The sequence below is a fragment of the Aerosakkonema sp. BLCC-F183 genome (assembly GCF_041929145.1).
GTDB lineage: Bacteria > Cyanobacteriota > Cyanobacteriia > Cyanobacteriales > Aerosakkonemataceae > Aerosakkonema.
Genome location: NZ_JBHFNU010000118.1, coordinates 26586 through 51738 on the forward strand (window position 1 = coordinate 26586; position 25153 = coordinate 51738).

Below are 25153 nucleotides of genomic sequence, written 5' to 3' on the forward strand. Positions count from 1 at the left end.
GGGATCGGGGAGATGGAAGAGGAAATCAGCCTGAGTTACGTGCAAGAGCCGATCGCAACGGCTCCCCCAGAGGTGCGACAAATTATCGATCGCGTCAAGCAAGCGGAAAAGGATAAGCTTTATATGCCAAAACCAAAAGGCATTAATGACGATATTGTCGCCATCATTAAGGAATGCGTCAAGTGAAGTAAAGAAGTTCCGTTGGGAACGCAAATTTGTCACTACTATTATCACACAGAATGAAGTTAATTTCAATTAAACTTTGTAACTTTCGCTGTTTTTATGGCAAGACTCCGGAGATTTTACTTTGCGGCGAAGAACAGCGAAACACAACGATTATTCACGGCAATAATGGCGCGGGTAAAACGACGCTGTTAAATGCGTTTACTTGGGTGCTGTATGAGAAGTTTACTGCGGCGTTTGCTTCAGAAGAACAGCTGGTGAATAAAAGAGCGATCGCCGAAGCAAAACAGGGTGAATCTGTAGAATGTTGGGTGGAAATTGTGTGGGAACACGATGACAAACGCTATCGCGCCAAACGGGAGTGTCGCGCTTACAAAAGTGACACGATCGAACAAGGCGAAAGTAGGCTATATATGCAGATAGCGGGAGACGATGGCAGATGGCAACTTCCGCAACAGCATCCCGATGATATAATAGGAAGAATTTTACCGGAAACGTTGCATCAGTATTTTTTCTTTGACGGAGAACGCATCGATCGAATTGTGCGATCGGACAATAAACTAGAAATTGCCGAAGCAACTAAAACGATGCTGGGTATGGAAGTGCTGGATCGTTCCATCAAGCATCTGAAGGAAGCGAAGAAAACTTTGGAAGAAGAATTAAAGGCGATCGGCGATACGGAGACGCGACAGTTATTGAAACAGAAGGACAAAAAAGAACAGGAAGTTGAGAAATTAACGAATCGTCAAACGGAAATCGCTCAGGAATTATCTCACCAACAAACGCTCAAAAAAGAAACAAGTAACCGTTTCCGCGATGTCAGTGGTGCGAAAGATTTAGAAGAAAGACGCAAAGAGTTGGAATCGCAGAAAGCAACGAATAGAGATAGGCTGAAACAAAGTAGAGAGGCGTTGAATAAAGCTATTTCTACTAAAGGATACGCGACTTTGCTACCAGAAATAACGGCTGAGTTTCGTGCAATTGTGAGTGAATTGAAACAGCGAGGTGAATTAACTTCGGGAATTTCGCGAGAATTTATCAACGATTTGCTGAATTCGCAACGCTGTATTTGCGGTGCGGAGTTACGCGAGGGAACGCACCTTCACCAAAATGTGAGTAGTTGGCTAGATAAAGCTAGCATAGCGGCGGTGGAAGAAACGGCTATTCGGACGATCGCACAGGTGGATGAAATTGATAAGCAAACATCGATATTTTGGCATGATATCGATCGAGAGCAAGCTAATATCAATCAGATTAGACAAGAAATTTCCCGCATTGAAACGCAACTCGATGATATTGGCGAACAGTTAAGAAAGAATCCGGCGGAAGAGATTCGCAATCTGCAAAAGCGGCTGGATGAAATTGAAGGTAAAATTCGGGATTTGACTTTGGAGGAGGGAGAAAATAAGCAGAAAATTTCTGATTTAAAAACTGAGATTGAAGCACTCAGTAAGCAAATTGCCAAACAGGAAATGAATGAGGCAAAACAAGCGCTTGCACAGCGGCGGATTGCGACTACTCAGGATGCGATCGAACGTTTAACGGAGTTTCGCTCTCGCCTGGATAAGCATTTTCGCTCGCAATTGGAAAAGCGCGTCCAGGATATTTTTAGCTCAATTTCCTTTAAGCCTTATCTCCCCAAACTCACCGATAAATACGAACTGATGCTAGTGGAAAAAACGGCGGGTAAAGAGTCGCAAGTTGCCGCCTCAACGGGAGAAAATCAAATTCTCAGCTTATCGTTTATCGGCGGCATTATCGACAGGGTGAGAGAATGGAGTAAAGAGGAAATGATGATGCCAAATAGCAGCACTTTTCCAATTGTGATGGATTCGCCTTTTGGCAGTTTGGATGAAATTTACCGCCGCCAAATCGCCAAAATAATTCCCAAATTGGCGAATCAATTGGTGGTTTTAGTGACTAAAACTCAGTGGCGAGGTGAAGTAGAAGAAGAAATGGCTAATCGCGTTGGCAGAGAGTATGTGCTGACTTATTACTCTTCTAAGCCAGATTGCGAAGCGGATACAATTGAGTTGGGAGGTCTTCCCTATTCTTTGGTACGGCAAAGTCCGAATGAGTTTGAATATACGGAGATTGTAGAGGTGGATTATGAGTTCTAGTTTAGCGGCTGTGGCTGAAAATTTGGTGACGGATACTTGGGTAAAGGCAAGTTGGGAAGAGTTTCTGAAACTGGCTGAAAACCCAGATTACGTTAATGCTAGATTTTATTACCATCAAGCATATATGAGGATTGAAACTATGTCATTAGGTGCGAGTCACGGTCAGGATAATGCTATCCTTTCTAAGGTAGTCAGCCTTTTTGCGACTATCAAAAATATTCGCATTAAGGAATTAGCTAATACAAGTTTTAGAAAAGCAGGTATTGCTGAATGCCAACCAGACTTAGCCTTCTACATTGGTGCGGATTTTCAGTTTCCGCCTCGCAATAATTCTCCTATCGATTTGAATGAACTTGCACCGCCAAATTTGGTAGTGGAAATTGCGTCAACAACTCTGAGTGATGATTTGGGTCGAAAGCGGTTATTATATGAACGGTTAGGCGTGCAAGAATATTGGGTTGTGGATGTAAGTGTTGATGATGTCATTGCTTTTGAAATTTCCCAAAGGCGTAGTGGTGAAATTGAAGAGTCAAGGGTGTTACCGGGATTAGCGATCGCTCTCGTTGAAGAAGCACTTCAACGCAGCCAAACACAGGATGATGGGGAGATTAATCGCTGGCTGATTCAAACTTTCAGCCAAAGTTGAGAGGAAATATACCCTCAATTATAAATATGATAAAATTGGGGGTAATTCAAACATAATTCAGTTATTGTCGATTGAGTAAATATCAATAAAATGAGTGCCAGTAAAATTAGGATTGCCAAAGATAAAGCTGATTTAGTAAAATCCTTACTTATCGCCAAGGAAACAACTGGGCCTTTTCAAACTTACGCGGATATAATGGTATTTGCCGCTGCATTGGGTGCAAAGCGAAAAAAACGAGTGCCTTTGGAGGAAATATCGAAAAGAGACCCTCTCCCAATTGGTATAGAAATTTTCGTTTCGAGGGGGTATGATGTGGCGATTAAGTTGTTAGCGATCGCAGAAACTAAAGATGTCAATATTATCTCACCAAATGATGAAAATGCCGAAGAAAAACGCATCCAAATTTTTGAAGAATATGCCAATGGTGGACTGGAAATTTTGCAAGATGAATTGCGAGGTTCGGTAGACTATTCTGAAAGGCTTTTGTTAATGCTAATTTCGGAACGAGACAAGCAAAATCGGGCGGAAGGGGAGTTTGATTTAACGAGGTTTTTATATTGAATAAAATGAGATTTTTAACCGCAGATAAACGCAGATGTTATCAAGGATTTGGGTCTTTTTGAAAAGAGCGATCGCACTATTAGCTTACAGCTATTCAGCATTGATTATTGTCTATTTCCTTCTCCGAATAATATTTTGGGATCGATTTTGGGTAGTTGGTTTTGTCAGCAGTTTTATCCCTTTGATTTTATTACCGATCTTAATTTTACCAGTTTTGGCATTGGGAATCGTAAAAAGGCGCTGGTTTTCGATCGCATCATCGATCGCTTGCATTTTACTGATAAGTTGGCTGCATTTAAAATACTTTTCTCCTCACCCAATTCAAGCAAATGCTTCTCAGCTTAACATCAAGGTTTTATCTCTGAATTGTAGTTGGTATAAAACCAGTTCGGAAAATCTCACCAGTCTAATTCAAAAAGAAGCACCCGATATCGTTTTCTTACAAGAAGTTGTTAAAAAACATACTCAAAGAGCATTCGTTTGGTTAAAATCAACCTATCCCTACCAATTTGCCGCCCCTGAAACAGGTATTCTCAGTAAATATCCGATCGAATTTAGCGAAATTTTACATTTGGCTGGGCATCGAGATATTCAGCAACGTGCTATAATTAAGATTGACAATCGAGATATAGTTGTTTATAATATTCAAGTAAAATCTCCCTGGATAAACTACCAGAAAGTTTTGCCTTTGATCGGGATTCCATTTTACGATTATAGAGAGCGATCGCAAGAAATTCAAGACCTACTACAGCGCCTGCAAAAAGAAACCCTTCCGCTGATTGTTGCTGGCGACTTTAACATGACCGACCAATCCCAAGATTACCATTATTTAACAACAGTTTTGCAAAATTCTTTCCATGTGTCGGGACTGGGGTTTGGGTTTACTTGGCCCCACGGTTGGGAACTGAGTTTTTTGATTAAAAACTCACCTTGGAAACTAAATTATCCCATCTTCAGAATAGACCATATTTGGTATTCTAAACATTGGGGTTCTCGCGCTAGCAAAGTGTTACCGACAACGGGCTCGGATCATTTACCTGTGGAGACAGAATTACAATGGATGTAGCATCGGTAGCACAATAATGATGTTTGGGATTGTCTGTGGGAATCGAGGGTTAAATTTTTACCGCAGATAAAGGCAGATGAACGCAGATAAACGCAGATAAGATGGCAATTTTTTTAGGCTGCGGATGTTAAAAAATACCTAAAAATTTGTGTTCATCTGTGGTCAAATAAAATTAATTCAGAATCGTCGGCAAACCTACTTCTCTCGGTTGGACAAATTTACCATTAAAACCAACCGCCTTATTCTCAAAAGTTCTCGCTTCCGCCAACGCCTGACGCAATTCCGCACGTTCTAAATCATCATCAACTCCACCCAAAATATAGACAAGTAATTTCGCCGCTAAATCTCTACCCGCAACTAAAATCCGCTTCTTGTTCGGGTCGTACAAAACTCCGTACCAAAGCGACTCCGGATACTCCATGTTACTAAATCCATCATCCGTATCGAACTTGCGAAGTTTATCAAAAACACTCTTCAGCGGCATCTTTTTCCGAAATATCGTAATTCCTAATGCTTGCGCCAAAGCAACTTGTCCCACCGGACGAAAAATCATGTTTCCTTCCCCGCCATCTTTCTCAAAACTGAAGCGGCGCAATTGCGGTGTTTCTTCTCCCGATTCCAATCTTTGGTAACTCGGTAAATTTGCTAAATTATCGAATAATTTATGAAATTCCTCGAAAGCTTCTTCCAGTTCCTCATCATCGGGACGCATGGGAATTAAACCTTTATCTTGCGACGGTTTCCAGTGCGGAAATTTTTGCCCTAAATATCGTTCCGACATCTCTGTTAGCGCTTGCAGGGTAGTTAAAACTGTTGATTTTGTTGCCACTGTAGCGCTATCCCAATTCACGCGAGGATTGCGACTTGGTTTATCTTTTAGTAATGGATGGGTAACGGCAACTTTTCTGGCAATAATCGCAAAACCGTTATTTTCATCTAATTGCGCTAACTGTCCTTTAGTTAAAGGTGCCGCCATCAAATTAACGTGAACAAAAATCGACCTAACTCGCCGCCTTGCTTCTTCGCGAGTTTCCCCCGGAACGACGGCGCAAATAAATTCAATGCCTATCTTTTCTTTGGCTAAATTTTGTAAATAGGAGGAATCAACTTGAAACTCTTCACTTAAATCATCTACAGTAATAAAGCTTCCAGCTGCTTTTTTATCCTTTTTATATCGCTGGAGTTTCCCGGTTTGAATTAACTCCATTAAACCCTGCACTCCCATGAGGCGATGTTGACCGTCCAACGCGAAAATTGTCACGTCGTCGGAAACATTCAACAACCCGACTTTCGCATCTTTATCTAATGGCATGAAATCAGCGGTAGATTTAATTGCCTTTCCGTCCGTACCCCACTCCGCAGATTTGGCGTTGTCTACCCACGGTTGATTTATGACTACTAAAACTGGTGGGAATTTGTGATGTTTTCGCGCTGCTAAATACTGCGCCAAAGCTGCTTGACGCGACCAATCTAAAGGACGTTGCTGAATTTCTTCTATCGTTTCTGCATCAATTTCAATATTTTGGGTATCGGGATTGAATTTGGGACGGAAAAGCGGTAGGCGCGATGCAAATCGAACGCGACTGGAAAACCATTCCAGGGTGACGGAACCGATGTATGCTTCCGTTCCTCCCATTTCGATTTTTTGTACCATAATTTGGTCGTTACGGCTTAAAAATCGGTCTAAAAGGAGCGCTAAGGCTTGCTTTTCTTGGTTTTCTCTTTCCAAGATTTGACTGGCGAGGTCTGGTGTCGGGTTGCTGGCGCTGTTCATGGTTGGGGAATGGGACGGGACTCCTCAGAAACCGGGTTTCTTGAAGAAATGCGGTTTCTGTTTTTTAAGACTAGCGGTAAAAAATACCTTAGTCAATATTGTTTTTAAAAATTTTGACATATGCAATAATAAAGTTAATGGAGATGGCATTGTTGATGCACAATTCAGTCATTATGTCAATATGTCACAATAAAATTTCATCAGATCGCTAACTATGACACAGACACCAAGCAATAACGGCAATTCCAGCAGATTAGACCGAATTGAGGCAATTTTAGAACGCACGGTAGAAGATAAGAACGAATTGCGATCGGCCCTTACGCAGCTTACCGCGCAAACGGTAGCGGATCGAGAAGCTGATAGACAGGATAAGAACGAATTGCGATCGGCCCTTACGCAACTGACCGGGCGCGTAAACAACTTGGTCGAGAGAATGGGACGATACCAGGAGGAAACTGCATTTAATAACTCTGAATTAGCGCGAGGACAAGCAATGATGACCGACCTAATCAGACAACTTACTTTACGACAAATACAAAGTGATGAGAGACAAATGCAACTCGAACAAACTCAAGCGCAAATAGCACAAACTCAAGAACAAATGAGAGAAATGCAGGCATCTATACTAGCAGCGCAAGAGAGACAAGAACGCATTTTAGATTATTTAATCCGCCGCAGCGAGTAATTTAGGGAAAATTTAATTATGACACAAGCACAAATTAAACTTAAAAAAGAGTGCGAAAATGCTTAAAATTTCTTCCCCATCTTTTGAATATATTTTACCAGTCATTCGGGGAATTCAGTCAGGACGGGAGTACTACGTTTCTATGTGCCCCGTGCGATTGTTGCCGAAACTTTTTCCATTAGACGAACAGGAAACACCGCCAGAAATGAGGGCAACGCGCACTCTCAACCGCCAACGAGTGCCAGAAATTGCTAAATATATTGTCAATAATCCTAAGAACTATATTTTTTCGGCAATCACCGCATCAATTGATGCCAATATCACTTTTGAACCGATGGGAACGGAGGCGGAAGGCAGAAAAATTGGCCGCTTGCGAGTACCGATGGATGGAAGGTTTATTATTAACGACGGACAACATCGCAGGGCGGCGTTAGAAATGGCGCTGAAAGAAAATCCAGAATTAGGATATGAGACGATCGCACTTATTTTATTCTTAGATATCGGACTGGAACGATCGCAACAAATATTCGCCGACCTCAACCGTTATTCAGTGCATCCCGATCCTTCATTAAATATCTTGTACGATAATCGAGATAAATATGCTAAAATAGTCAGAGAAGTTGTCAAGCAAGTCGCTGTTTTCCGCAGTTTGACAGATTGCGATCGCAGCACCCTCCCCACCCGTTCCAGTAAATTATTCACACTCAACAGCATATATAATGCTAATCTTGCCATTTTAGCTAACTATAAAGATGCGGAATTGGAGAGTGCGATCGCAATTGCAGCGCGTTTCTGGAATACTGTTAGCAGCAATATACCAGATTGGCAACAAGTTTTATGCAAAAAAGTCAGTGCAGGCGAAATGCGACGGGACTACATTCACTCTCACCCCACCGCGCTGACTGCATTAGGCGCAACAGGCGCAACTCTCCTCTCCCTTTATCCAGATAGCTGGGAAAATTATCTTGCAGGATTGGCACAAATTGACTGGTCGCGTTTTAATGTAGATTGGGAAGGGAAGGTTTTGTCGAAAAGTGGCGTTTCTCAGTCCCGCAGCAGTGTTAATTTCATGACTGCTTATATTAAACAGCGATTGAATTTGCCACTAGCTGCGGATGACTGATGCAGAATTCCCTTTTTTTAAACCGCAGATGAACGCAGATATGTTGATTATATCCATCCCAGATGAGCTTTTGCCATTCCAACTGCTATTCTTATACTATTGACACCTGCTGATATTTTGTATGGTTTAGCTGGATTTTTTGGTCTTGGGTCAATTATAACAACATTACCCTGCCAAATATTACTTTCTCTCGACCAATCAAGTTGTGCAAGTTGTGAAACTTTTTCAGCCTCGAAACACTCATTATCTTTGTCATAAGCACAGTATAGTAAGTGCCCTAAAACTTCCAGACCAACACTTCTCCCTAAAATAATGGTTTCCTTAAATTCACCCACTTCTTCGACTGTCAAATCTTCAAAACTTTTTTCATAAATATCCTGTGTCTGACTGCATTCTGAGAAAAACTGTTTGAGACAATTAACCAGAGCTTCTGAAGATGTTCCAACATCATAATCTTGAAGATCATCATTTGGTTCGTCAGCAAAAGCACAACTTACAAGCTTTGCTATATAATTAATTGAATAAATTAATTTCTTTTTGGTAGGCGGATTATCCTTGATTTTCTCTGTTTTGTCCAAAAACATTGGCACTCGATTAATTAAGTTTTTTGTAATGCCAACCCGACCTTCAAATTCACCGAATGACAAAAGCAAGCTTTTATCCAGTTGTTTTGTCTGCGCCATATCTCGGAAATCTGTTTGACACTGGTTAAAATTTCCCTCTAAAACAAGAGTTATTGGGAAATCATTTTCAGCGATTAACTCGGCTTCAGAACTTTCAATCAATTCATGAATGGCTCGCTTTCTATGTTGCCCATCAGTAATGTCTAGCTTAACCCAGCGAGGAATTACCACCAGGCAAATTCCCCGACCCAGTTCAATTAGCTTAATCTTGTCTGGGGCGACATTCGCTGTTAGCGTCCCCAAAATCCAAGGTTTTCCATTTCTAACACGCTTGAGGATATATTCTTTCACTTCGTCAGCGTGACCCTCCACCTCTGGGCGATTTTTACCAGAATCAGGATCGTTGTCACTAGAGGGCTTTGCTTGTAGAAGAGTAGGTAGTTCGTGTGCGGGTACGTTGATTTGCACCATTTTCCGGTTTCCCTGCTCAAAACTGAGCCCTGGATAGCATTTATCGCGGTGATACTCGGCAAAAAGGCGCTCAAGCACCTGAGCTATTTGATCTTTCGCATCGGAGATAGGGGAATTTATTTCTGACATACAAGACGGTGATAAAGTTAAGTAAAACCCTATTGACTCATCATAACCAGTATCGAGAACGCAAATGCAGATAGCATCTACCAAGCAGCTAAACGACCAAGCACAAACATATGAGGCTGCATCAAAATCATGCTATAATATCACAAAGAATGAAAATAAGCAACGTGGGAGTTTTTAGACATGGCAGAAACCCAACAAATGTCACTATTCCCGCCGCGCACGGTTGAGGAATTAGTAGAAGATATAGAAAAGCTGACCAAAGAAATACAAGAGTTATATTGTCTAGACGATATACCCTGGATAGTAGGTGTATCCTTCGGTAAGGATTCAAGTGCAGTATTGCAACTTGTTTGGTATGCGATCGCTGCTTTGCCACCTGAAAAAAGAACTAAAAAAATCTACGTTATTACAACAGACACTCTGGTAGAAAATCCCATAGTTTCTGCTTGGGTTCGGCATTCTATTAAAGAGATAAAATTGGCGGCTCAAAAGCAAGAAATGCCAATTGAACCGCATTTACTTCAACCAGATATCAAACAGAGATATTGGGTCGGTTTAATTGGTAAAGGATATCCTGCACCGCGTCAGTTGTTTCGCTGGTGTACAGGAAGGCTAAAAATTGAGCCTTCTAACCGCTTTATTAGAGAAGTAGTTCGAGCCAGCGGTGAAACAATACTTGTTTTAGGAACTCGTAAAACTGAAAGCGCAAATCGTGCTGCTATAATGAAAAAGAGAGAGGCAGGTAGAGTGCGCGATCGCCTTAGTCCTAATCCTAGTCTTCCAAATTCTCTAATTTATAGCCCTATTGAAGATTGGCGTACAGACGAAGTTTGGCTTTACTTGATGCAGTGGAAAAACCCTTGGGGATCTAACAATAAAGATCTATTCTCCATGTATCGCGAGTCTACAGCAGATAACGAATGCCCCTTAGTTGTCGATACTTCTACCCCAAGCTGTGGTAATTCTCGCTTTGGATGTTGGGTTTGCACACTCGTTGATAGCGATAAATCTCTTACAGCAATGATCCAGAATGATGAAGAGAAAGAGTGGTTGCAACCTCTAGTCGATTTTCGTCTTGAATTAGATGTTGAAAACGATCGCGAGAAAAGAGACTTCCGTCGTATTTGGGGTGAAGTTCAACTTTTTGAGCGCAATGTAGATGGTGAAAAAACTGAAGTAAAACCAATTCCTGGCCCTTATGTTAAAGAATGGCGAGAAGAGTTGCTAAGAAAACTCTTACAAGCAGAGAAGAAAATTCGCGAAACCGCACCTCCAGAGATGCGCGACATCACCCTCATCACCAACGAAGAACTTAGCGAAATTCGTCGCATTTGGCTAGAAGAAAAACACGAATTCGATGACAGCTTACCGAAAATTTACCAAGAAGTCACCGGCGAATTATTCCAAGATACCCGTCCCGGCGTCGAAAGAAGACTTTTGGGAAGCGACGAATGGACAGTCTTAGAAGAAATTAGCGATGGCGATATCATGCACTTAGAACTGATGGCAAAACTACTCGACACCGAACGCCAGTATTACACCAAAACTCGCCGGACAGGAATCTATGACACCCTAGAAAAATGCTTCGATACAAGTGCGCGTTCCAAAGAAGAAGCCATCAATAACGCCCACTACCAGCGCAACGTCAATAATGCCGTCAAAGCCGTCAAAGAAAATCTCGACGACATTTACCAAATCAAACAAATCATTGCTGGCGAAACCGCCCAAACACCCCCAAAAAATACCTCAAACATCGACAAAATTAAACAAACCGTAGAAAACAAAACCGAACAAAGCAGACAACTATCTTGGGCAGACCTAAAATTCTCAAACAATGACTCCGAAACCCCAGACGAATAAAGTCTGTCTGCCTACTCATCACCGCACAAAACAAGAGGACGAAAAACTTTGTTTTTACCTACAAATTCTCGCCCTCTTACTGCGACCCCACACAACATTTTCGATGCCAACTTTCAACTTCTTTCGGGTCAAATATTCGCTCCTAATAGCACAGCCAATTAAAATATTGCTATAACCGACAAATTGATGACCCCGTGCCCCTACAAAATGTTTATGTTAAACATTAACATAACAATTCTAAAACACCCCTCTGCGTACCTCCGCGAAAACCTTTGCGTTCCTTTGCGTTAAAAAATTAACCCATCCCAACACCATCGTGATTTTTCTGCAACTCATCCTCCAAAACTTCGGCCCTTATCTAGGCAAACAAATCATCGACCTTCGCCCCGAAAATAACGGTGAAACTCGCCCCATTATTTTATTTGGCGGTATGAACGGCGGCGGTAAAACTACCTTGATGGACGCCATTCGCCTCGCTTTATATGGAAGTCGCGCCCAATGTTCCACCCGCAATAATCTCGGCTACACCGAATTTCTTTCTCAATCCGTTAACCGCAACACCCCACCCACCGAAAAAGCCCGCATTGAATTAACCTTTGAACACGTTTACGAAGATAAACTCGCCAAATTTAAAGTTGTTCGCTATTGGGATAAAGACGGAAAAGATACGTTAGGCATCCTTATATATAACCCATTTATCGATGATTGGTATACAGACAAAGCGTTAAGTAACACCTGGGACGAATACATCGAAACGCTGCTACCCATCGGCATTTCCAACCTGTTTCTCTTCGACGGCGAACAGGTAAAAGAACTCGCCGAACTGGAAACGCCTCCCCCTCCAGTCGTCGATGCGATTCGTTCTTTGTTGGGTTTAGAATTAGCCGAACGCCTTGCTGTTGATTTAGATATTTTAGTCAGCCGCAAACGCAAAGAAATTGCGGGCGCAAAAGAACTCGCCACGCTGGATAAAATCGAACAAAAATTTCAACAACTGATTGCCGAAAAGGAAATCGCCACCCAAGACCAAAGCAGTACCAATCAAAAAGTCGAATACCATGAAAAGCAAGTGCGCCAACGCGAAGAAAAATTTCTATCGGAAGGCGGAAAAATCGCAGCCGAACGCAATCAACTCGACTTACAGCAAAAAGAATTTATCAAAACAACCGACAAATGCCGTCAGGAAATGGTAGAATTAGCTGCTGGCGTGTTGCCTTTGGCGCTGATTTCACCTTTACTTACCCAGATACAAACCCAAGCGGAAAATGAAAGCCACCAACAACAAGCCAAACTCGAAGGAGATGCTTTCAAAAAAAGAAGCGATCGCCTCCTCAATTATATCACAAACCTCTCCTTAAACACCGACCAATTCGACAAAATTAAAACATTTCTCGATCGAGAATATCAAGAAATCGAACAAGCAGCAGTCAGCGATGAAAAACCCTGGTTAGCCGCCGACAGCGAAGCCATCAACCAACTGGAAAATTTACTGCGTTACCAAATCAAAGCCAGCCAAATTGAAGGCGAAGAAAAAATCAAACAACTGCGCGAAATAGAACAAGAAATAGAATTTCTGGAAAGACAACTCGCAATTGCCGCCTCCCCAGAAGCCTACGAAAAATTAAAAGGCGATGTCAGACAAGCGCAAAACGAACTAGCCAAAGCCACAGCCACCCACGAAATGGCAAATCGCCGTTTAGAAGAACTGAAAAAAGAAATCGCCAAAACCCAAAAAGAACTAGAAGAATACAGCCAAGATTATATCAAACTGAGAAACAACCAACACATCATCACCGCTTGCGCCAAAGTGCAAGAATCACTCAAACTCTTCAAAGAAAAACTCACCCTCAAAAAATTGAACAAACTAGAGATAGAAGTAACCCAATGTTTCAGCTATCTCCTGCACAAAACCGACCTCGTACATCGCGTCGTCATCGACACCAATAGCTTCAGCCTTTCCCTCTACGACGGACAAGGACAACCAGTACCCAAACATCGCTTATCAGCAGGAGAAAAACAACTATTAGCCATAGCCTTTTTATGGGGATTGGCGCGAGTTTGCGGACGCCGCTTACCCGTAGCGATAGACACACCATTAGGCAGATTGGATTCGTCACACCGAGGCAATTTAGTAGAGAAATATTTCCCTGCCGCCAGCCATCAAGTAATCTTACTATCTACCGATACAGAAATAGGAAAAACCGAAGTGGAGAAGTTGAGAGAACAGGATGCGATCGCACGAGAATATCTGTTAAAATATGACCCAAATGAGAGACAAACAATTGTGCAGTCAGGTTACTTCTGGTAGAATAGGATAATAATGTTTTTACCGCAGATGAGAACAGATGAACGCAGATGAACGCAGATGGGAAATTAATCAGATGACACAGAAGATTATCCAGTCATCCAGTCATCTTACTATCTACCGATACAGAAATAGGAAAAACCGAAGTGGATAAGTTGAGAGAACAGGATGCGATCGCACGAGAATATCTGTTAAAATATGACCCAAATGAGAGACAAACAATTGTGCAGTCAGGTTACTTCTGGTAGAATAGGATAATGTTTTTACCGCAGATGAGAACAGATGAACGCAGATGAACGCAGATGGGAAATTAATCAGATTACGGATAAGATTATTGGGTGTGCTTTTAAAGTGTCGAATACTTTAGGGTGTGGCTTTTTGGAGAAAGTTTATGAGAATGCTTTGGTGTATGAAGTGCGTAAAACTGGGTTGCGGGTTCATCCACAGTATCCGATTGCAGTTTATTATGATGGGGTTGTGGTAGGAGAGTTTGCCGCAGATTTATTGGTAGAGGGGCGCGTTTTAGTAGAACTCAAAGCAATCAAAACCATGACTGAAAAAGATACATCTCAATGCCTAAACTACCTCAAAGCTACCAACCTAACCATCTGCTTACTCATTAACTTCGGCAACCCCGAAGTCGAAATCAGACGGATAGTCCGCAACTTTTAATCCACCCATCAAACCAAACAAAAAAATCCCATCTGCGTTCATCTGCGTTCATCTGTTCTCATCTGCGGTAAAAAAAATCTTATCCCACCACCAACCAACCCCATCCTACCCTTCCCACCCATCAAACCAAACAAAAAAATCCCATCTGCGTTCATCCGCGTTCATCTGTTCTCATCTGCGGTAAAAAAATGGAACCACCCATCAACACCATCAAACTCTCCCAAACAGCCAAAGACCAACTCCTCAAACTGCGACGCTTCACCAAAATCGACCAATGGAACATCCTCTGCCGATGGGCATTTTGCCGTTCCCTAGCCGAACCAAGTATCCCCTCCCCCGTCCCCATCATTACCGACAGCAACGTCGAAATGACCTGGAAAGTCTTCGGCGGCGAAATGTCCGATATCCTCTTACTAGCCCTCAAACAACGCTGTCACAACGACGGCTTCGGCTGCGACAAAGAAACCCTCATCACACAATTTCGCCTCCACCTGCATCGAGGTATCGGCTACCTCGCAGGCGACCCCAATATTAAAAAGATAGAAGATTTAATCGCGATCGCTACTCAGGAAACCGGGACTAGCAAATTTTAGATTTCAAATTTCCGTCTTCAATCCAAAATCCAAAATCCAAAATCCAAAATTCTCTAGATGGGCGGGGAGAGAATCGAACTCTCATAGTATCGCTACCGGCAGATTTTGAGTCTGCTGCGTCTACCAGTTTCGCCACCCGCCCTTGGGTGAAGCTTTATCATTATAACCTTGCTTCCCAGAATTTTGCAAGAGGGTTTGATATTCTTTGCTACTAGCCCAGCGATCGATCTCTCTAGCCCGCAGCACCGGCACCGGATGGGTCAAACCAGCCGTTTGCACCTCCTTCAGCATTTCCCCCAACTCGCTATTACCGATCTCATCGTAAGCCCTTGCTTGCGCCAAAAACGCATCCAAATTGAGTTGAGGAGCCAAAGTAGGCGAACCGCCAGCCAACTTCATCAACAGGGAACTCACCACCTTCGGGTCTTGAATCGCCAATAAAGCCGCGCGATCGCAAGTAAACTCAGCACATCTTACCCATTGCAACATTTGCGCTTGCAGCGTTTGGGCAATCCAACCCCCCAAATTGGGTAGTTGACCCGCAGCCAAAATTATGATATTAGCCAACGTCAAATAAACCCCGTGATCGCACTTCAAGTGGCCCAACTCGTGAGCGATCACAGCCTGAATCTCTGCCGGCGTCAGCAGCTCGATTAAAGAAGTATGCAGCACCACAAAAGGCTGCTTCCCCCGCATCGCGAACGTATAGGCATTCGGCACCGGATGCTGACGGACATATAGCTGCGGTGGCTCTAAATCCAACACCTGACAAGCTTCTAGCAGCATCTCGTGAAATTGGGGCAGCTGCTTCTCACCCACCAAAACGCTAGCCGCAATATTTTCCAAATAAAAAAACTGCTCAGCTACTGGCCCAAGCAGATTCCGCACGATCGCATCAAAACCGGGCAGCTGCTTGAGCGCCTTAGTTGCTTCCAGATCCAGCGGATGACGGAAATAATCTGCTTTCAGACCGATCAGCTGTGTTTTTGGGAAGGACATGGAGCCAAATTACCAGAAACAACAAAATAGTAGCAAATTGGGTCTGACCGACAAACAAATTAGGTAGCTCAAAAGTCCCAGTCGGTCTGCCCCCTACCAAGGATCTTAGTCGCCCTTTTCTGATTTGAGCAAAACACACCCTGACAAATAATCAGAACAAAGGCAAGAGTTTGGCCTACAGGCAGGCGACATTAAACTGCCTATAGCGCCCGAAATTGGCAATTTCGCGGTTTTATCCAGCTACATTAGCCGTATTTAGGGGGGCTTGTTCGCTCTCAGCTTCTTTCTCCCCCTTAACCCGCTGCAATCGGGCTCCCACATTTTGCAACTTGCCAACCAAGTTATCGTAGCCGCGATCGAGGTGCTGCAATCCTTCGATCCTAGTTTTGCCATTAGCGGCCAATCCCGCCAGCACCAAAGCCGCAGAAGCGCGTAAATCCGTAGCTACTACAGGTGCCCCAGATAACATCGGCACACCTCGGACGATCGCAATGTTGCCCTTGACGCGAATGTCTGCCCCCATGCGATTCAATTCCGCTACGTGGCGCAAGCGATTCTCGAACACCGTTTCCGTAATCACGCTGTCCCCCTCGCTCAGGGTCAGCAGCGCCATAAACTGCGCCTGCATATCGGTCGGGAAACCCGGATACGGTAAAGTTTCGATATCCGTCGCTACATGGCTGTTTGCGCCAATCACCCGTACACAGGTAGGAGATTCCAGGATTACCTTAGCGCCAATGGCCCGCAGCTTAGCGATCGCCGCAGTCAGGTGATCCGGTATTATCGGCGATAAACTCAATTCCGAGTGCGTAATCGCACCTGCCACCAAGAAAGTACCAGCTTCAATGCGATCGGGGATAATGCTGTATTCCACCGAATGCAAGCTCTTCACCCCATCAATCACGATCGTGTTAGTGCCAGCACCGCGAATCCGAGCCCCCATCGCCTGACAGAAATTGGCCAGATCCGTAACTTCCGGCTCTTGGGCGGCGTTCTCGATCGTGGTTTCCCCATCTGCCAGGGTCGCTGCCATCATCAACGTTTCCGTAGCGCCCACACTAGGGTAATCTAAGTATATTTTCGCACCCTTCAAGCGACGATTGCTACCGTTGACATAAGCATGAACCATACCGTGTTCGATCTGAACGTCAGCGCCCATCGCTTGTAAACCACGGACATGGAGATCCACAGGTCGGGCACCGATCGCACAACCCCCCGGCAGTGGCACCCTCGCCACCCCCAGACGTGCCAGCAGCGGGCCGATCGCAAAAAAACTAGCCCGCAGTTGCGACACCAGTTCGTAGGGAGCTTGGGATTGTTGGATATCTCGGCCATTGATGTCTAAAACATCACCGTGTTGCTCCATCTTCAAGCCCAAAGCCGCCAGAATCTGAGCCATCCGCTGCACATCCATCAAGGAGGGAACATTACGCAGACGACAATCTTCCGGACAAAGCAATGCGCCGGCCATGATTGCCAGTGCTGAGTTCTTTGCCCCGCTGATTTGGACGTGTCCCTTAAGAGTCGATCGACCCCAAATTTCCAGGATGGATTTGTCTGCTTCAGGCGAAGCATGAGTGTCTGTTAAACCGATAGAAGAAGTAATTGTCTTATCCTCCCAATATATTTTTTAGGCTTGTACAGCTTCTTCAAATTTGGTTAAGATTCTACAGGAAACTTTCCAGATGTCTATAGGTATTGAAAATTTTTAGGAGCAGGGGGCGGGGGGGCAGGGGAGCGGGGGGCAGAGGAGCAGGGGGGCAGGGGGGCGGGAAGAAATTCTTAATGAGTGACTTTTGACTTTTGACTTGACAAATCCGAATACTTGCTGCATCATAGTAGATCGTGAGATAAATAAAACACAAGCGGAACTGGCGGAATTGGTAGACGCGCATGATTCAGGTTCATGTGGTGCAAGCCTTCCGGGTTCAAGTCCCGGGTTCCGCATACCAATCAAGGAGTTAGGGTCTAGGAAAGACGGAGAATTTTGCCTAGACCCTTATTCTTTTTGACTTTTTTCGATCTTCCCCTCCCCCTTTCTCCCTCTCCTTCTTCTTTTTGACTTTTGACTTTTGACTTTTGACTTTCTAAAATGTTAACCAGCCTTCAAAACCCACTGGTAAAGCAAATTCGCAAACTGCATCAAGCCAAAGAGCGGCACGATCGGCAAGTATTTCTGCTGGAAGGAACGCATCTGCTGTCAGAAGCTTGCGCTGTCAATTATCCCCTAGAGACAGTTTGCTGTACCCCAGCATGGCAGGAACGTTATCCGCAACTTTGGCAAGCAGTGACAGAACGCGCTCAAAGGATAGAACTGGTAAGTCCGGAGGTATTAAAAGCTCTAGCCACCACAGTACAACCGGATGGCGTAGTAGCGATCGCACCCCGATCCCAACTCCCAACGCCAGTCACACCCAATCCGGGTTTGCTGCTAGCCTTAGAAACAATACAAGACCCAGGCAACCTGGGGACAACAATTCGCACCGCCGCTGCCGCCAGTGCTGCCGGACTTTGGTTAAGTGGCGATAGTGTAGATTTGGATCACCCAAAAGTACTCAGAGCTTCCGCAGGACAGTGGTTTCGCCTCCCAATGGCTGTAAGTGGCGATTTAAAAGTACTGGTACAAGATTGTCAAGCGGGTGGAATGCAAGTAGTAGCCACCGTTCCCAATGCCAAGTTAACCTACTGGGAACTCGATTTGCGCCTGCCCACTTTGATACTGCTGGGTAACGAAGGCGCGGGACTATCCGCAGATTTGGTAGACCGGGCAGACAAACAGGTGAAAATACCCCTCCGCCAGGGGGTAGAATCATTGAACGTAGCGATCGCCGCTGCCTTGATTTTGTACGAAGCAGAACGACAGAAAAATTAAAAATTAAAAATTAAAACCATTTTTAATTTTTAATTTCTCATCATTCATTTTTTGCCCCTCTGGATAAAATCCTCAATGTCAGCAGCCGCTTGTTCAAAAGCATCTAGCTCAATAGGCGTTGGACTTGCTTGGCGACGTGAGGGGGAAGCAGCTTCAGACACTTCCGGCGTGGATGCCAATGCCTCACCTGCATCCGGTGCCAAGAAATTCTCGAATTCGTTTAAGCTAGCCATAAAGGCTTTAGCAGCCTCGCGACGCTGGTTTTGCTTGTGCCGATCCATAAAATTTCACTCCAAACTAGGGATCGATCGCCCAGGTTACACCTCGGAGAGATCGAACTGCTATTAAATATTCCCAATATTCAGCCCTCGATCGCACCATCAGCACAAATTGTTGTCTAAAATACCCAGTCCAGTTGAAAATTAAAAAGGGCGCGTAGCACCAGGAGAACTTAAGTGAGTCAGGGATTTGATTACGACCTCGTTATCGTAGGAGCCGGAGTGGGCGGACACGGTGCCGCTCTCCATGCGGTCAGTTGCGGCTTGAAAACCGCCATCATCGAAGCAGGCCAAATGGGTGGAACCTGCGTAAATCGGGGCTGTATCCCCTCAAAGGCGCTATTGGCAGCTTCCGGTCGCGTGCGAGAATTACGCAATGCCCATCACCTGAAAGCGCTGGGCATAAATGTGGGCAGCGTGGACTTCGATCGAGGTGCAATCGCCACCCACGCGGAAAATATCGTCAGCAAGCTGCGCGGTGACTTGACCAACAGCCTCAAACGCTTGGGCGTAGATACTATCCAAGGCTGGGGCAAGGTGGCAGGGCCGCAAAAAATCGCCCTCGCCACAGACAAAGACGAAAAAATTATCACAGCTAAAGATATTATTCTCGCTCCCGGCTCAATACCTTGGGTTCCCCCAGGCATTGAAATTGACGGCAAGACAGTCTTTACCAGCGACGATGCGTTAAAGCTGGAATGGTTGCCGTCTTGGGTAGCCATCGTGGGTAGCGGCTACATCGGTTTGGAATTTTCGGATATTTATACAGCGCTGGGAAGCGAAATAACCCTGATTGAAGCGCTGCCGGAATTAATGCCGGGATTCGATCGCGATATTGCCAAAATCGCGGAAAGAATTCTCATTACTCCCCGCGACATCGAAACAAAAGTGGGAGTATTAGCCAAAAAAGTAACCCCAGGTTCCCCTGTCGTTATCGAACTAGCCGACGCTAAAACCAAAGAAGTTGTCGAAATTTTGGAAGTAGACGCTTGTTTGGTAGCCACAGGTCGCATTCCCTTCACCCAGAACATGGGCTTAGAATCTGTAGGCGTCGAAACAGACAAGCGCGGCTTTATCCCCATCAATGACAAAATGGCAGTTTTGTCAGGTGGCGAAATCGTACCTCACCTGTGGGCAATTGGCGATGCCACCGGCAAAATGATGCTAGCCCATGCCGCTTCCGCCCAAGGTGTCGTAGCAGTGGAAAATATCTGCGGACGAGATCGCACTCCCGACTATCGCAGCATCCCCGCCGCCGCCTTCACCCACCCAGAAATTAGCTTTGTGGGGATGACGGAAGCAGCAGCTAAGGAATTGGGACAAACAGAAGGTTTTGAGGTGGCTTCCGTAAAAAGTTACTTCAAAGGTAACTCGAAAGCGATCGCCGAAGGAGAAGCCGAAGGTTTGGCAAAAGTCATCTATCGCAAAGATACTGGCGAAGTTTTGGGTGTTCACATCATCGGTCTGCACGCCTCGGACTTGATCCACGAAGCATCGAATGCGATCGCCTCTCGCCAGTCCATCTATAACCTAGCTTATCTGGTTCACGCTCACCCCACCCTGTCCGAAGTCCTCGACGAAGCCTACAAGCGAGCCAAAGAAGGGATTAGGGGTTAGCGGCTAGGGGAAAGAGGGAGAGCGGGGGAGCGGGGGAGTCAAAAGTCAAAAGTCAAAAGTCAAAAGTCAAAAGTTAAAATTCCTCTTCTTCCCTCTCCCTCTTCCCTCTCCCCTTTTCCCTTTTCCCTCTTTCCCTTAACCTCTAGTCCCTAACCCCTAGCCCCGACGCCCTAGCCCCAAATATGCAAATCCGTCGTCGTCCCCCCAATCCCGCAGTTGCCGTCCAAGAATTGCGTTACCAAGTTGCGCTGCCAGATGCCACACCCAAAAATATCTTGGAGGAAATTGTTTGGCAGAAAGAAACTGAAGTAGCACAAATGCGAGAACGGTTGCCTTTGGCCGATCTCCAGCGTAAAATAGCTGACCTGCCTCCACCCCGCGATTTTGTGGCAGCACTGCGCCAAGGCAAAACTCAACCTGCCTTAATTGCGGAAGTCAAAAAAGCTTCTCCCAGTAAAGGCGTCATCAGAGCAGATTTCGACCCAGTAGCGATCGCTCAAGCTTACCAGCAGGCAGGTGCTAGCTGTATCTCGGTTCTCACTGATACTAAATTCTTTCAAGGTAGCTTTGAGAACCTGCAACGCATCCGTGCTGCTGTAGACGTACCTTTACTGTGCAAAGAATTTATAATTTACCCCTACCAAATTTATCTAGCCCGGATTAACGGTGCTGATGCCATCCTGCTGATTGCCGCCATACTTTCCGATCGAGACTTAGAATACTTTGTAAAAATCGCGAATGCCTTGAAAATGACGGCTTTGATCGAGGTGCATACCCTAGAAGAACTCGATCGCGTGTTAGCCTTGGAAAAAGCTACCCTAGTTGGCATCAACAATCGCAACTTAGAAGATTTCTCGGTCGATCTGCAAACAACCTGCGATATCCTCGCAGCAAGGAACGATCGACTCCAAGAGCGAGACATCCCGGTCGTGAGCGAATCGGGACTGCATACGCCAGCAGACCTCCGCTTAGTAGCGCAAGCGGGTGCAACTGCGGTGCTGATCGGTGAATCGCTGGTTAAACAGCCAGATCCTCAAGCTGCGATCTCAGAGCTTTTTGCCGTTGGGTGAAAAAATTAAAAATTAGAAATTATCTTTTTAATTTTTAATGTAAATTATCTTGAGGTAAATGCGCGTTCATGGAGCCAATTCCTATTCCTTCTCCTATCCATTACGAACTGGTACTACAACTTCTAGAAAGGCAAACTATGTTCGCTGTATCTCAAAAACCAGAACTAAAGGATAAAGTTAATCAACTAATAATTACTTTGCGTAAAGCAGCTGCTCTACAGAAGCAAATCGAACAAACTTGCGAACAAGCTCACATCAAAACGGAATACCTCTGGTCGCTCAATCATGTTATTCCCTCTTCAGCTGAATTACCGCCAACAGCAAAACGAAATTTGAACTCGGCTTCAAATGGCCTGAAGCCACCTCAAGAACAATCTTAATTTTAGTTTGCGATGGGAGATACGATTTTAAATTAAAAATCTGCAATCTCAAAGTTAATTTTCTAGCAACTACTGGCTCCTGACTAATTTGTATTGACCGCGATCGAAGATGGATACAAGCCCCCGGATTTATCCGTGCGGTCAATCCAAAATCCAAAATCCAAAATCCAAAATCGAATGACTGCGGCATTATGGACGATAAGCAAATACTGATGATACCCGGCCCTACACCAGTGCCGGAACAGGCATTACTCGCTTTGGCAAAACAACCGATCGGACATCGCAGCAGCGAGTTTAGCTGTATCTTTGAGGAAGTGTTGCAAAACTTGCAATGGCTTCACCAAACTCAGAACGATGTCTTAATGCTTACCGCTAGCGGTACGGGGGCGATGGAAGCCGGAATAATTAACTTTCTCAGTCCGGGCGATCGCGTCTTGGTAGGATGTAATGGTAAATTTGGCGATCGCTGGGCAGACCTTGCTACCACGTACAACTTAAATGTAGAAAAAATTACCGCTGACTGGGGTAAACCTTTAGATACGGAACAATTTCGCGAAAAGCTGGAAGCCGACACAGAAAAGCAAATTAAAGCCGTCATCCTCACCCACAGCGAAACATCTACGGGTGTCATAAATGACTTAGAAACCATCAATCGCCACGTCAAAACGCACGGTGAAGCTTTAATTATTGTGGACGCCGTAACGAGTTTGGGAACAGTCAATATCCCCGTTGATGAATGGGGTATTGATGTCGTTGTCTCCGCTTCCCAAAAAGGTTATATGATTCCGCCAGGATTAGGCTTCGTCAGCGTCAGCGAAAAAGCATGGGAAGCATACAAAACCGCCAAAATGCCTCGCTTCTATTTAGATTTAGGCAAATATCGCCAATTCCAAGCCAAAAACACCACACCCTTCACCCCGCCAATCAACCTGATGATGGCGCTGCAAGTCAGCTTGCAGATGATGAAAAAAGAAGGCTTGGCAAATATTTTCGCTAGGCATCAGCGACTCATGAATGCCACCCGCGCCGCCCTCAAGCAGTTGAATTTACCCCTGTTTGCCCCCGATAGTGTTGCCAGCCCCGCAATTACCGCTGTAGCGCCCGTACAAGTAGACAGCGAACAAATCCTCAAAATCATGAAAAATCGCTACGACATTGCTCTAGCGGGCGGACAAGACCACCTGAAGGGCAAAATCTTCCGTATCGGTCACTTGGGTTTTGTTACCGATCGCGATATCCTGACTGCGATCGCCAGCCTAGAAGCAACACTGATCGAACTGGGACAGGATTCCTTCACCGCCGGCGCAGGCATAGCTGCCGCTGCTAGGGTGTTCGCCCAATCAGAGGCTAGGGAAAAGTAACTACCGAAGTTATAAAAAATAGCGGATAACTGTCCCTTCCGCCTTAATCTCCGCACCTTGTTGTATCAACATATCTTCTACATAGTATTCTTCGTAAAACTGCCTAACCAAGGATCTTTGTGTTTCTAAATCCATCTCTTCAAATCCTTATATTACGTTCTCGCTTGTGAATCAGTAGGTAACGTGAAACCAAACATGACTCGATCGAGCGATCGCATTAACTTGAAGTATAGAATGCGATCGCCCAACGTTCTAGTGCAGTGCGGTGACCTTAATAAGGGCGACCATCTTTGTGCGTTAAAGCCCATTCACCATTCGGCAATTGTGTTGCTTTGAGATCGTCATTTGGATATTCAACCTCATCTCCTTCAGTGCGATCGCCAATTTCAAGATAAGTTACATTTTCTTCAGATCGATTAATCAGTTGATGGGCGATACCTGTGCCTGCCTTAAATCCATAGCAGTCACCGGGATGCAAAACGAATTCCTCTTCGTCTAGTACCAGCGTTGGGCTGCCTTCCAATACCAGGATAAATTCTTCTTGCTTTGAGTGGCTGTGAGCAAGTGCAGAAATTGCTCCGGGTAAGAGATGGGTTAAATTAACTCCAAAATTAGTCAACCCAAAATACTCACCTAGTTTTCGCTTTTGTCGTCCCTTCACAAGGGAAGCATAAGGTTCTGGATATATCGTCTTACCGATCGGTGCTGAAATCGATTCTGCTGAAATTGGCGATTGCTTCATAACTGTACTTAGCCTTATTTTGAGGATGTTGATTACGCACGCTGGGGCTAGAAACCGAGTTTCTGAGTCGATCTTTCACGGTGAAACCTACCATTTTTCGTAGAAACCCGGTTTCTTTGCCTAAGTCCTATAATTGATATCCCGATCTTCTACAAATCCACAATGCAGACAAATGTGGGTTCTAGTCGATCGAGATTTCTATACTTTCCGATCGCAATGGGAGCAATTCTGACTCGTATTATAAGGATGCGATCGCGAAATCAACACATCTGCTTACTGTTCTGCTAGCAGTTTGTAAATCTCGCGTTTTACCTGAACAAGCAGATCGCGTACCCGATTGGTTTGCTCTACATTGCCACTTCGAGCAACTTGGGTGACAGCATCATTCAACTGGGTTAAAGTCTGCCGTAACTCGATCAATTCAGAAGGTTTGCTTTCGGTGAAACTGTCGTGACCCTTTCTGGAATGAGATTGCCGATCGCGATCGCTCAAGAGTTGTCTGCCACTCTCGGTAATCGTATAAACCCGCTTGCCCTCGACTTCCTCACTGGTCAAATAACCTCCTTCTTCCAGCATCTGAAGTGTTGGATAAACCGAGCCTGGACTGGGGCGACGAAAGCCACCGCGACGGGTTTCTAGCTCTTTCATCAATTCATAACCATGTTGGGGACGCTCCGCTAAAAGCCCAAGCAGTATGAATTTAATGTCACCGCGACGGGTACGAGGCTCATCTGGCCACCCGTCACTAGATGAACCTTTGTGTCCATGTCCATGTCCGTGTCCGTGTCCGTGTCGCCCACTCATGAAGACTCGATCGCCAGGGCCTTCTCCTGCCCATGCTGGTACGAGAAAATGGGGATGAAATTGTTTGAACATATTTTTGCTCCTTGTAATTATGAGGTATCACGATATATCGTTAACCTAAAACCAATCTATCGCGATATATCGGATTTGTCAATTTCAATAATCGGGGCTTATTGACAGACGAGCCCTAACTTGATGCTGATACATACTTTGATGAGT

24 protein-coding genes and 2 tRNA genes are annotated in these 25153 nt (G+C 44.9%); 17 read left to right on the forward strand and 9 right to left on the reverse strand.

The window, feature by feature from the left end; translation table 11 throughout:
- The first annotated feature begins 12 nt into the window (after positions 1 to 12).
- The 5 genes from ACE1CD_RS34715 to ACE1CD_RS34735 all read left to right on the forward strand — a co-directional run bounded on the left by ACE1CD_RS34715 (position 13) and on the right by ACE1CD_RS34735 (position 4576).
- On the forward strand, positions 13 to 186 hold the full coding sequence (locus ACE1CD_RS34715; RefSeq protein ID WP_374801022.1) for a hypothetical protein: 174 nt from the start codon (positions 13 to 15) through the stop codon (positions 184 to 186).
- Between the two features lie 53 nt (positions 187 to 239).
- Positions 240 to 2303 (forward strand): AAA family ATPase, encoded by a 2064-nt coding sequence (locus ACE1CD_RS34720; RefSeq protein WP_374827685.1) that lies wholly within the window; start codon positions 240 to 242, stop codon positions 2301 to 2303.
- Positions 2293 to 2949 (forward strand): Uma2 family endonuclease, encoded by a 657-nt coding sequence (locus ACE1CD_RS34725; protein WP_374801018.1) that lies wholly within the window; start codon positions 2293 to 2295, stop codon positions 2947 to 2949. Before ACE1CD_RS34720 ends, ACE1CD_RS34725 begins: the two co-directional genes overlap by 11 nt.
- A 90-nt stretch (positions 2950 to 3039) precedes the next feature.
- On the forward strand, positions 3040 to 3510 hold the full coding sequence (locus ACE1CD_RS34730; protein WP_374801016.1) for a DNA phosphorothioation-associated protein 4: 471 nt from the start codon (positions 3040 to 3042) through the stop codon (positions 3508 to 3510).
- A 34-nt stretch (positions 3511 to 3544) separates the two neighbouring features.
- Complete coding sequence (locus tag ACE1CD_RS34735; protein ID WP_374827686.1) at positions 3545 to 4576, forward strand: endonuclease/exonuclease/phosphatase family protein; 1032 nt, start codon at positions 3545 to 3547, stop codon at positions 4574 to 4576.
- Between the two features lie 172 nt (positions 4577 to 4748).
- Here the strand turns inward: ACE1CD_RS34735 and ACE1CD_RS34740 are convergent, their stop codons facing one another.
- Positions 4749 to 6350 carry a DGQHR domain-containing protein gene (locus ACE1CD_RS34740; RefSeq protein ID WP_374827687.1) on the reverse strand — a complete coding sequence of 534 codons (1602 nt, stop codon included), beginning with the start codon at positions 6348 to 6350 and terminating at the stop codon, positions 4749 to 4751.
- A gap of 214 nt (positions 6351 to 6564) precedes the next feature.
- Here ACE1CD_RS34740 and ACE1CD_RS34745 point away from each other — a divergent pair, with 214 nt between their 5' ends.
- Positions 6565 to 7035, forward strand: a complete 471-nt coding sequence (locus ACE1CD_RS34745) for a hypothetical protein (RefSeq protein ID WP_374827688.1) — start codon at positions 6565 to 6567, stop codon at positions 7033 to 7035.
- A 58-nt stretch (positions 7036 to 7093) separates the two neighbouring features.
- Positions 7094 to 8158 carry a DNA sulfur modification protein DndB gene (gene dndB / locus ACE1CD_RS34750; protein ID WP_374827689.1) on the forward strand — a complete coding sequence of 355 codons (1065 nt, stop codon included), beginning with the start codon at positions 7094 to 7096 and terminating at the stop codon, positions 8156 to 8158.
- Between the two features lie 47 nt (positions 8159 to 8205).
- Here the strand turns inward: dndB and ACE1CD_RS34755 are convergent, their stop codons facing one another.
- Positions 8206 to 9381 (reverse strand): DNA sulfur modification protein DndB, encoded by a 1176-nt coding sequence (locus ACE1CD_RS34755; protein ID WP_374827690.1) that lies wholly within the window; start codon positions 9379 to 9381, stop codon positions 8206 to 8208.
- A gap of 180 nt (positions 9382 to 9561) precedes the next feature.
- Here ACE1CD_RS34755 and dndC point away from each other — a divergent pair, with 180 nt between their 5' ends.
- From dndC to dndE, 4 genes are all read left to right on the forward strand, one after another.
- Positions 9562 to 11241 carry a DNA phosphorothioation system sulfurtransferase DndC gene (gene dndC / locus ACE1CD_RS34760; protein WP_374827691.1) on the forward strand — a complete coding sequence of 560 codons (1680 nt, stop codon included), beginning with the start codon at positions 9562 to 9564 and terminating at the stop codon, positions 11239 to 11241.
- A 316-nt stretch (positions 11242 to 11557) separates the two neighbouring features.
- Positions 11558 to 13549, forward strand: coding sequence for a DNA sulfur modification protein DndD (dndD, locus tag ACE1CD_RS34765; protein ID WP_374827693.1), 1992 nt, complete (start codon positions 11558 to 11560; stop codon positions 13547 to 13549).
- Between the two features lie 279 nt (positions 13550 to 13828).
- Positions 13829 to 14218 (forward strand): GxxExxY protein, encoded by a 390-nt coding sequence (locus tag ACE1CD_RS34770; protein ID WP_374800998.1) that lies wholly within the window; start codon positions 13829 to 13831, stop codon positions 14216 to 14218.
- Positions 14219 to 14406: 188 nt separating this feature from the next.
- Positions 14407 to 14811: a DNA sulfur modification protein DndE gene (dndE, locus tag ACE1CD_RS34775; protein WP_374827694.1), complete on the forward strand. Its 405-nt coding sequence runs from the start codon at positions 14407 to 14409 to the stop codon at positions 14809 to 14811.
- Between the two features lie 58 nt (positions 14812 to 14869).
- On the opposite strand, the gene ACE1CD_RS34780 is transcribed toward dndE, so the two are convergent.
- The 3 genes from ACE1CD_RS34780 to murA all read right to left on the reverse strand — a co-directional run bounded on the left by ACE1CD_RS34780 (position 14870) and on the right by murA (position 17416).
- Positions 14870 to 14953 (reverse strand) — tRNA-Leu (locus ACE1CD_RS34780).
- Positions 14932 to 15810 (reverse strand): M48 family metallopeptidase, encoded by an 879-nt coding sequence (locus ACE1CD_RS34785; protein WP_374800994.1) that lies wholly within the window; start codon positions 15808 to 15810, stop codon positions 14932 to 14934. The genes ACE1CD_RS34780 and ACE1CD_RS34785 overlap by 22 nt, the downstream gene beginning before the upstream one ends.
- Positions 15811 to 16042: 232 nt before the next feature.
- Positions 16043 to 17416, reverse strand: coding sequence for a UDP-N-acetylglucosamine 1-carboxyvinyltransferase (murA, locus tag ACE1CD_RS34790; RefSeq protein WP_374801111.1), 1374 nt, complete (start codon positions 17414 to 17416; stop codon positions 16043 to 16045).
- Positions 17417 to 17675: 259 nt separating this feature from the next.
- Here murA and ACE1CD_RS34795 point away from each other — a divergent pair.
- A tRNA-Leu gene (locus ACE1CD_RS34795) sits at positions 17676 to 17757 on the forward strand.
- A gap of 145 nt (positions 17758 to 17902) precedes the next feature.
- Entirely contained in the window at positions 17903 to 18682 is a 780-nt protein-coding gene (locus ACE1CD_RS34800; RefSeq protein WP_374827696.1) for a TrmH family RNA methyltransferase, read from the forward strand.
- A gap of 44 nt (positions 18683 to 18726) precedes the next feature.
- On the opposite strand, the gene ACE1CD_RS34805 is transcribed toward ACE1CD_RS34800, so the two are convergent.
- A complete protein-coding gene (locus ACE1CD_RS34805; protein ID WP_374800990.1) occupies positions 18727 to 18963 on the reverse strand; it encodes a hypothetical protein in 237 nt (78 codons plus the stop codon).
- Positions 18964 to 19137: 174 nt separating this feature from the next.
- On the opposite strand from ACE1CD_RS34805, the gene lpdA reads away from it, so the two are divergent.
- The 4 genes from lpdA (at position 19138) to ACE1CD_RS34825 (ending at position 23388) form a co-directional block, all read left to right on the forward strand.
- Positions 19138 to 20577: a dihydrolipoyl dehydrogenase gene (gene lpdA, locus ACE1CD_RS34810; RefSeq protein ID WP_374827697.1), complete on the forward strand. Its 1440-nt coding sequence runs from the start codon at positions 19138 to 19140 to the stop codon at positions 20575 to 20577.
- 182 nt (positions 20578 to 20759) lie between these two features.
- Positions 20760 to 21647, forward strand: coding sequence for an indole-3-glycerol phosphate synthase TrpC (gene trpC, locus ACE1CD_RS34815; protein ID WP_374827698.1), 888 nt, complete (start codon positions 20760 to 20762; stop codon positions 21645 to 21647).
- 68 nt (positions 21648 to 21715) lie between these two features.
- Positions 21716 to 22027 (forward strand): DUF5340 domain-containing protein, encoded by a 312-nt coding sequence (locus tag ACE1CD_RS34820; RefSeq protein WP_374800984.1) that lies wholly within the window; start codon positions 21716 to 21718, stop codon positions 22025 to 22027.
- 191 nt (positions 22028 to 22218) lie between these two features.
- Positions 22219 to 23388 carry a pyridoxal-phosphate-dependent aminotransferase family protein gene (locus tag ACE1CD_RS34825; RefSeq protein WP_374827699.1) on the forward strand — a complete coding sequence of 390 codons (1170 nt, stop codon included), beginning with the start codon at positions 22219 to 22221 and terminating at the stop codon, positions 23386 to 23388.
- A 9-nt stretch (positions 23389 to 23397) separates the two neighbouring features.
- On the opposite strand, the gene ACE1CD_RS34830 is transcribed toward ACE1CD_RS34825, so the two are convergent.
- From ACE1CD_RS34830 to ACE1CD_RS34840, 3 genes are all read right to left on the reverse strand, one after another.
- Positions 23398 to 23523 carry a hypothetical protein gene (locus ACE1CD_RS34830; protein WP_374800980.1) on the reverse strand — a complete coding sequence of 42 codons (126 nt, stop codon included), beginning with the start codon at positions 23521 to 23523 and terminating at the stop codon, positions 23398 to 23400.
- A gap of 136 nt (positions 23524 to 23659) precedes the next feature.
- Complete coding sequence (locus ACE1CD_RS34835; protein ID WP_374827701.1) at positions 23660 to 24130, reverse strand: cupin domain-containing protein; 471 nt, start codon at positions 24128 to 24130, stop codon at positions 23660 to 23662.
- 273 nt (positions 24131 to 24403) lie between these two features.
- Complete coding sequence (locus ACE1CD_RS34840) at positions 24404 to 25006, reverse strand: PadR family transcriptional regulator (protein WP_374800976.1); 603 nt, start codon at positions 25004 to 25006, stop codon at positions 24404 to 24406.
- Between the last annotated feature and the right edge of the window lie 147 nt (positions 25007 to 25153).

Excerpts from the sequence above, each read along its gene's own strand:
- ACE1CD_RS34715 (WP_374801022.1), top strand. The coding sequence starts at position 13 with ATGGAAGAGGAAATCAGCCTGAGTTACGTGCAAGAGCCGATCGCAACG.
- ACE1CD_RS34720 (WP_374827685.1), top strand. The coding sequence starts at position 240 with ATGAAGTTAATTTCAATTAAACTTTGTAACTTTCGCTGTTTTTATGGC.
- ACE1CD_RS34725 (WP_374801018.1), top strand. The coding sequence starts at position 2,293 with ATGAGTTCTAGTTTAGCGGCTGTGGCTGAAAATTTGGTGACGGATACT.
- ACE1CD_RS34730 (WP_374801016.1), top strand. The coding sequence starts at position 3,040 with ATGAGTGCCAGTAAAATTAGGATTGCCAAAGATAAAGCTGATTTAGTA.
- ACE1CD_RS34735 (WP_374827686.1), top strand. The coding sequence starts at position 3,545 with ATGTTATCAAGGATTTGGGTCTTTTTGAAAAGAGCGATCGCACTATTA.
- ACE1CD_RS34740 (WP_374827687.1), bottom strand. The coding sequence starts at position 6,350 with ATGAACAGCGCCAGCAACCCGACACCAGACCTCGCCAGTCAAATCTTG.
- ACE1CD_RS34745 (WP_374827688.1), top strand. The coding sequence starts at position 6,565 with ATGACACAGACACCAAGCAATAACGGCAATTCCAGCAGATTAGACCGA.
- dndB (WP_374827689.1), top strand. The coding sequence starts at position 7,094 with ATGCTTAAAATTTCTTCCCCATCTTTTGAATATATTTTACCAGTCATT.
- ACE1CD_RS34755 (WP_374827690.1), bottom strand. The coding sequence starts at position 9,381 with ATGTCAGAAATAAATTCCCCTATCTCCGATGCGAAAGATCAAATAGCT.
- dndC (WP_374827691.1), top strand. The coding sequence starts at position 9,562 with ATGGCAGAAACCCAACAAATGTCACTATTCCCGCCGCGCACGGTTGAG.
- ACE1CD_RS34770 (WP_374800998.1), top strand. The coding sequence starts at position 13,829 with ATGAACGCAGATGAACGCAGATGGGAAATTAATCAGATTACGGATAAG.
- dndE (WP_374827694.1), top strand. The coding sequence starts at position 14,407 with ATGGAACCACCCATCAACACCATCAAACTCTCCCAAACAGCCAAAGAC.
- ACE1CD_RS34785 (WP_374800994.1), bottom strand. The coding sequence starts at position 15,810 with ATGTCCTTCCCAAAAACACAGCTGATCGGTCTGAAAGCAGATTATTTC.
- ACE1CD_RS34800 (WP_374827696.1), top strand. The coding sequence starts at position 17,903 with ATGTTAACCAGCCTTCAAAACCCACTGGTAAAGCAAATTCGCAAACTG.
- ACE1CD_RS34805 (WP_374800990.1), bottom strand. The coding sequence starts at position 18,963 with ATGGATCGGCACAAGCAAAACCAGCGTCGCGAGGCTGCTAAAGCCTTT.
- trpC (WP_374827698.1), top strand. The coding sequence starts at position 20,760 with ATGCAAATCCGTCGTCGTCCCCCCAATCCCGCAGTTGCCGTCCAAGAA.
- ACE1CD_RS34820 (WP_374800984.1), top strand. The coding sequence starts at position 21,716 with ATGGAGCCAATTCCTATTCCTTCTCCTATCCATTACGAACTGGTACTA.
- ACE1CD_RS34825 (WP_374827699.1), top strand. The coding sequence starts at position 22,219 with ATGGACGATAAGCAAATACTGATGATACCCGGCCCTACACCAGTGCCG.
- ACE1CD_RS34830 (WP_374800980.1), bottom strand. The coding sequence starts at position 23,523 with ATGGATTTAGAAACACAAAGATCCTTGGTTAGGCAGTTTTACGAAGAA.
- ACE1CD_RS34835 (WP_374827701.1), bottom strand. The coding sequence starts at position 24,130 with ATGAAGCAATCGCCAATTTCAGCAGAATCGATTTCAGCACCGATCGGT.
- ACE1CD_RS34840 (WP_374800976.1), bottom strand. The coding sequence starts at position 25,006 with ATGTTCAAACAATTTCATCCCCATTTTCTCGTACCAGCATGGGCAGGA.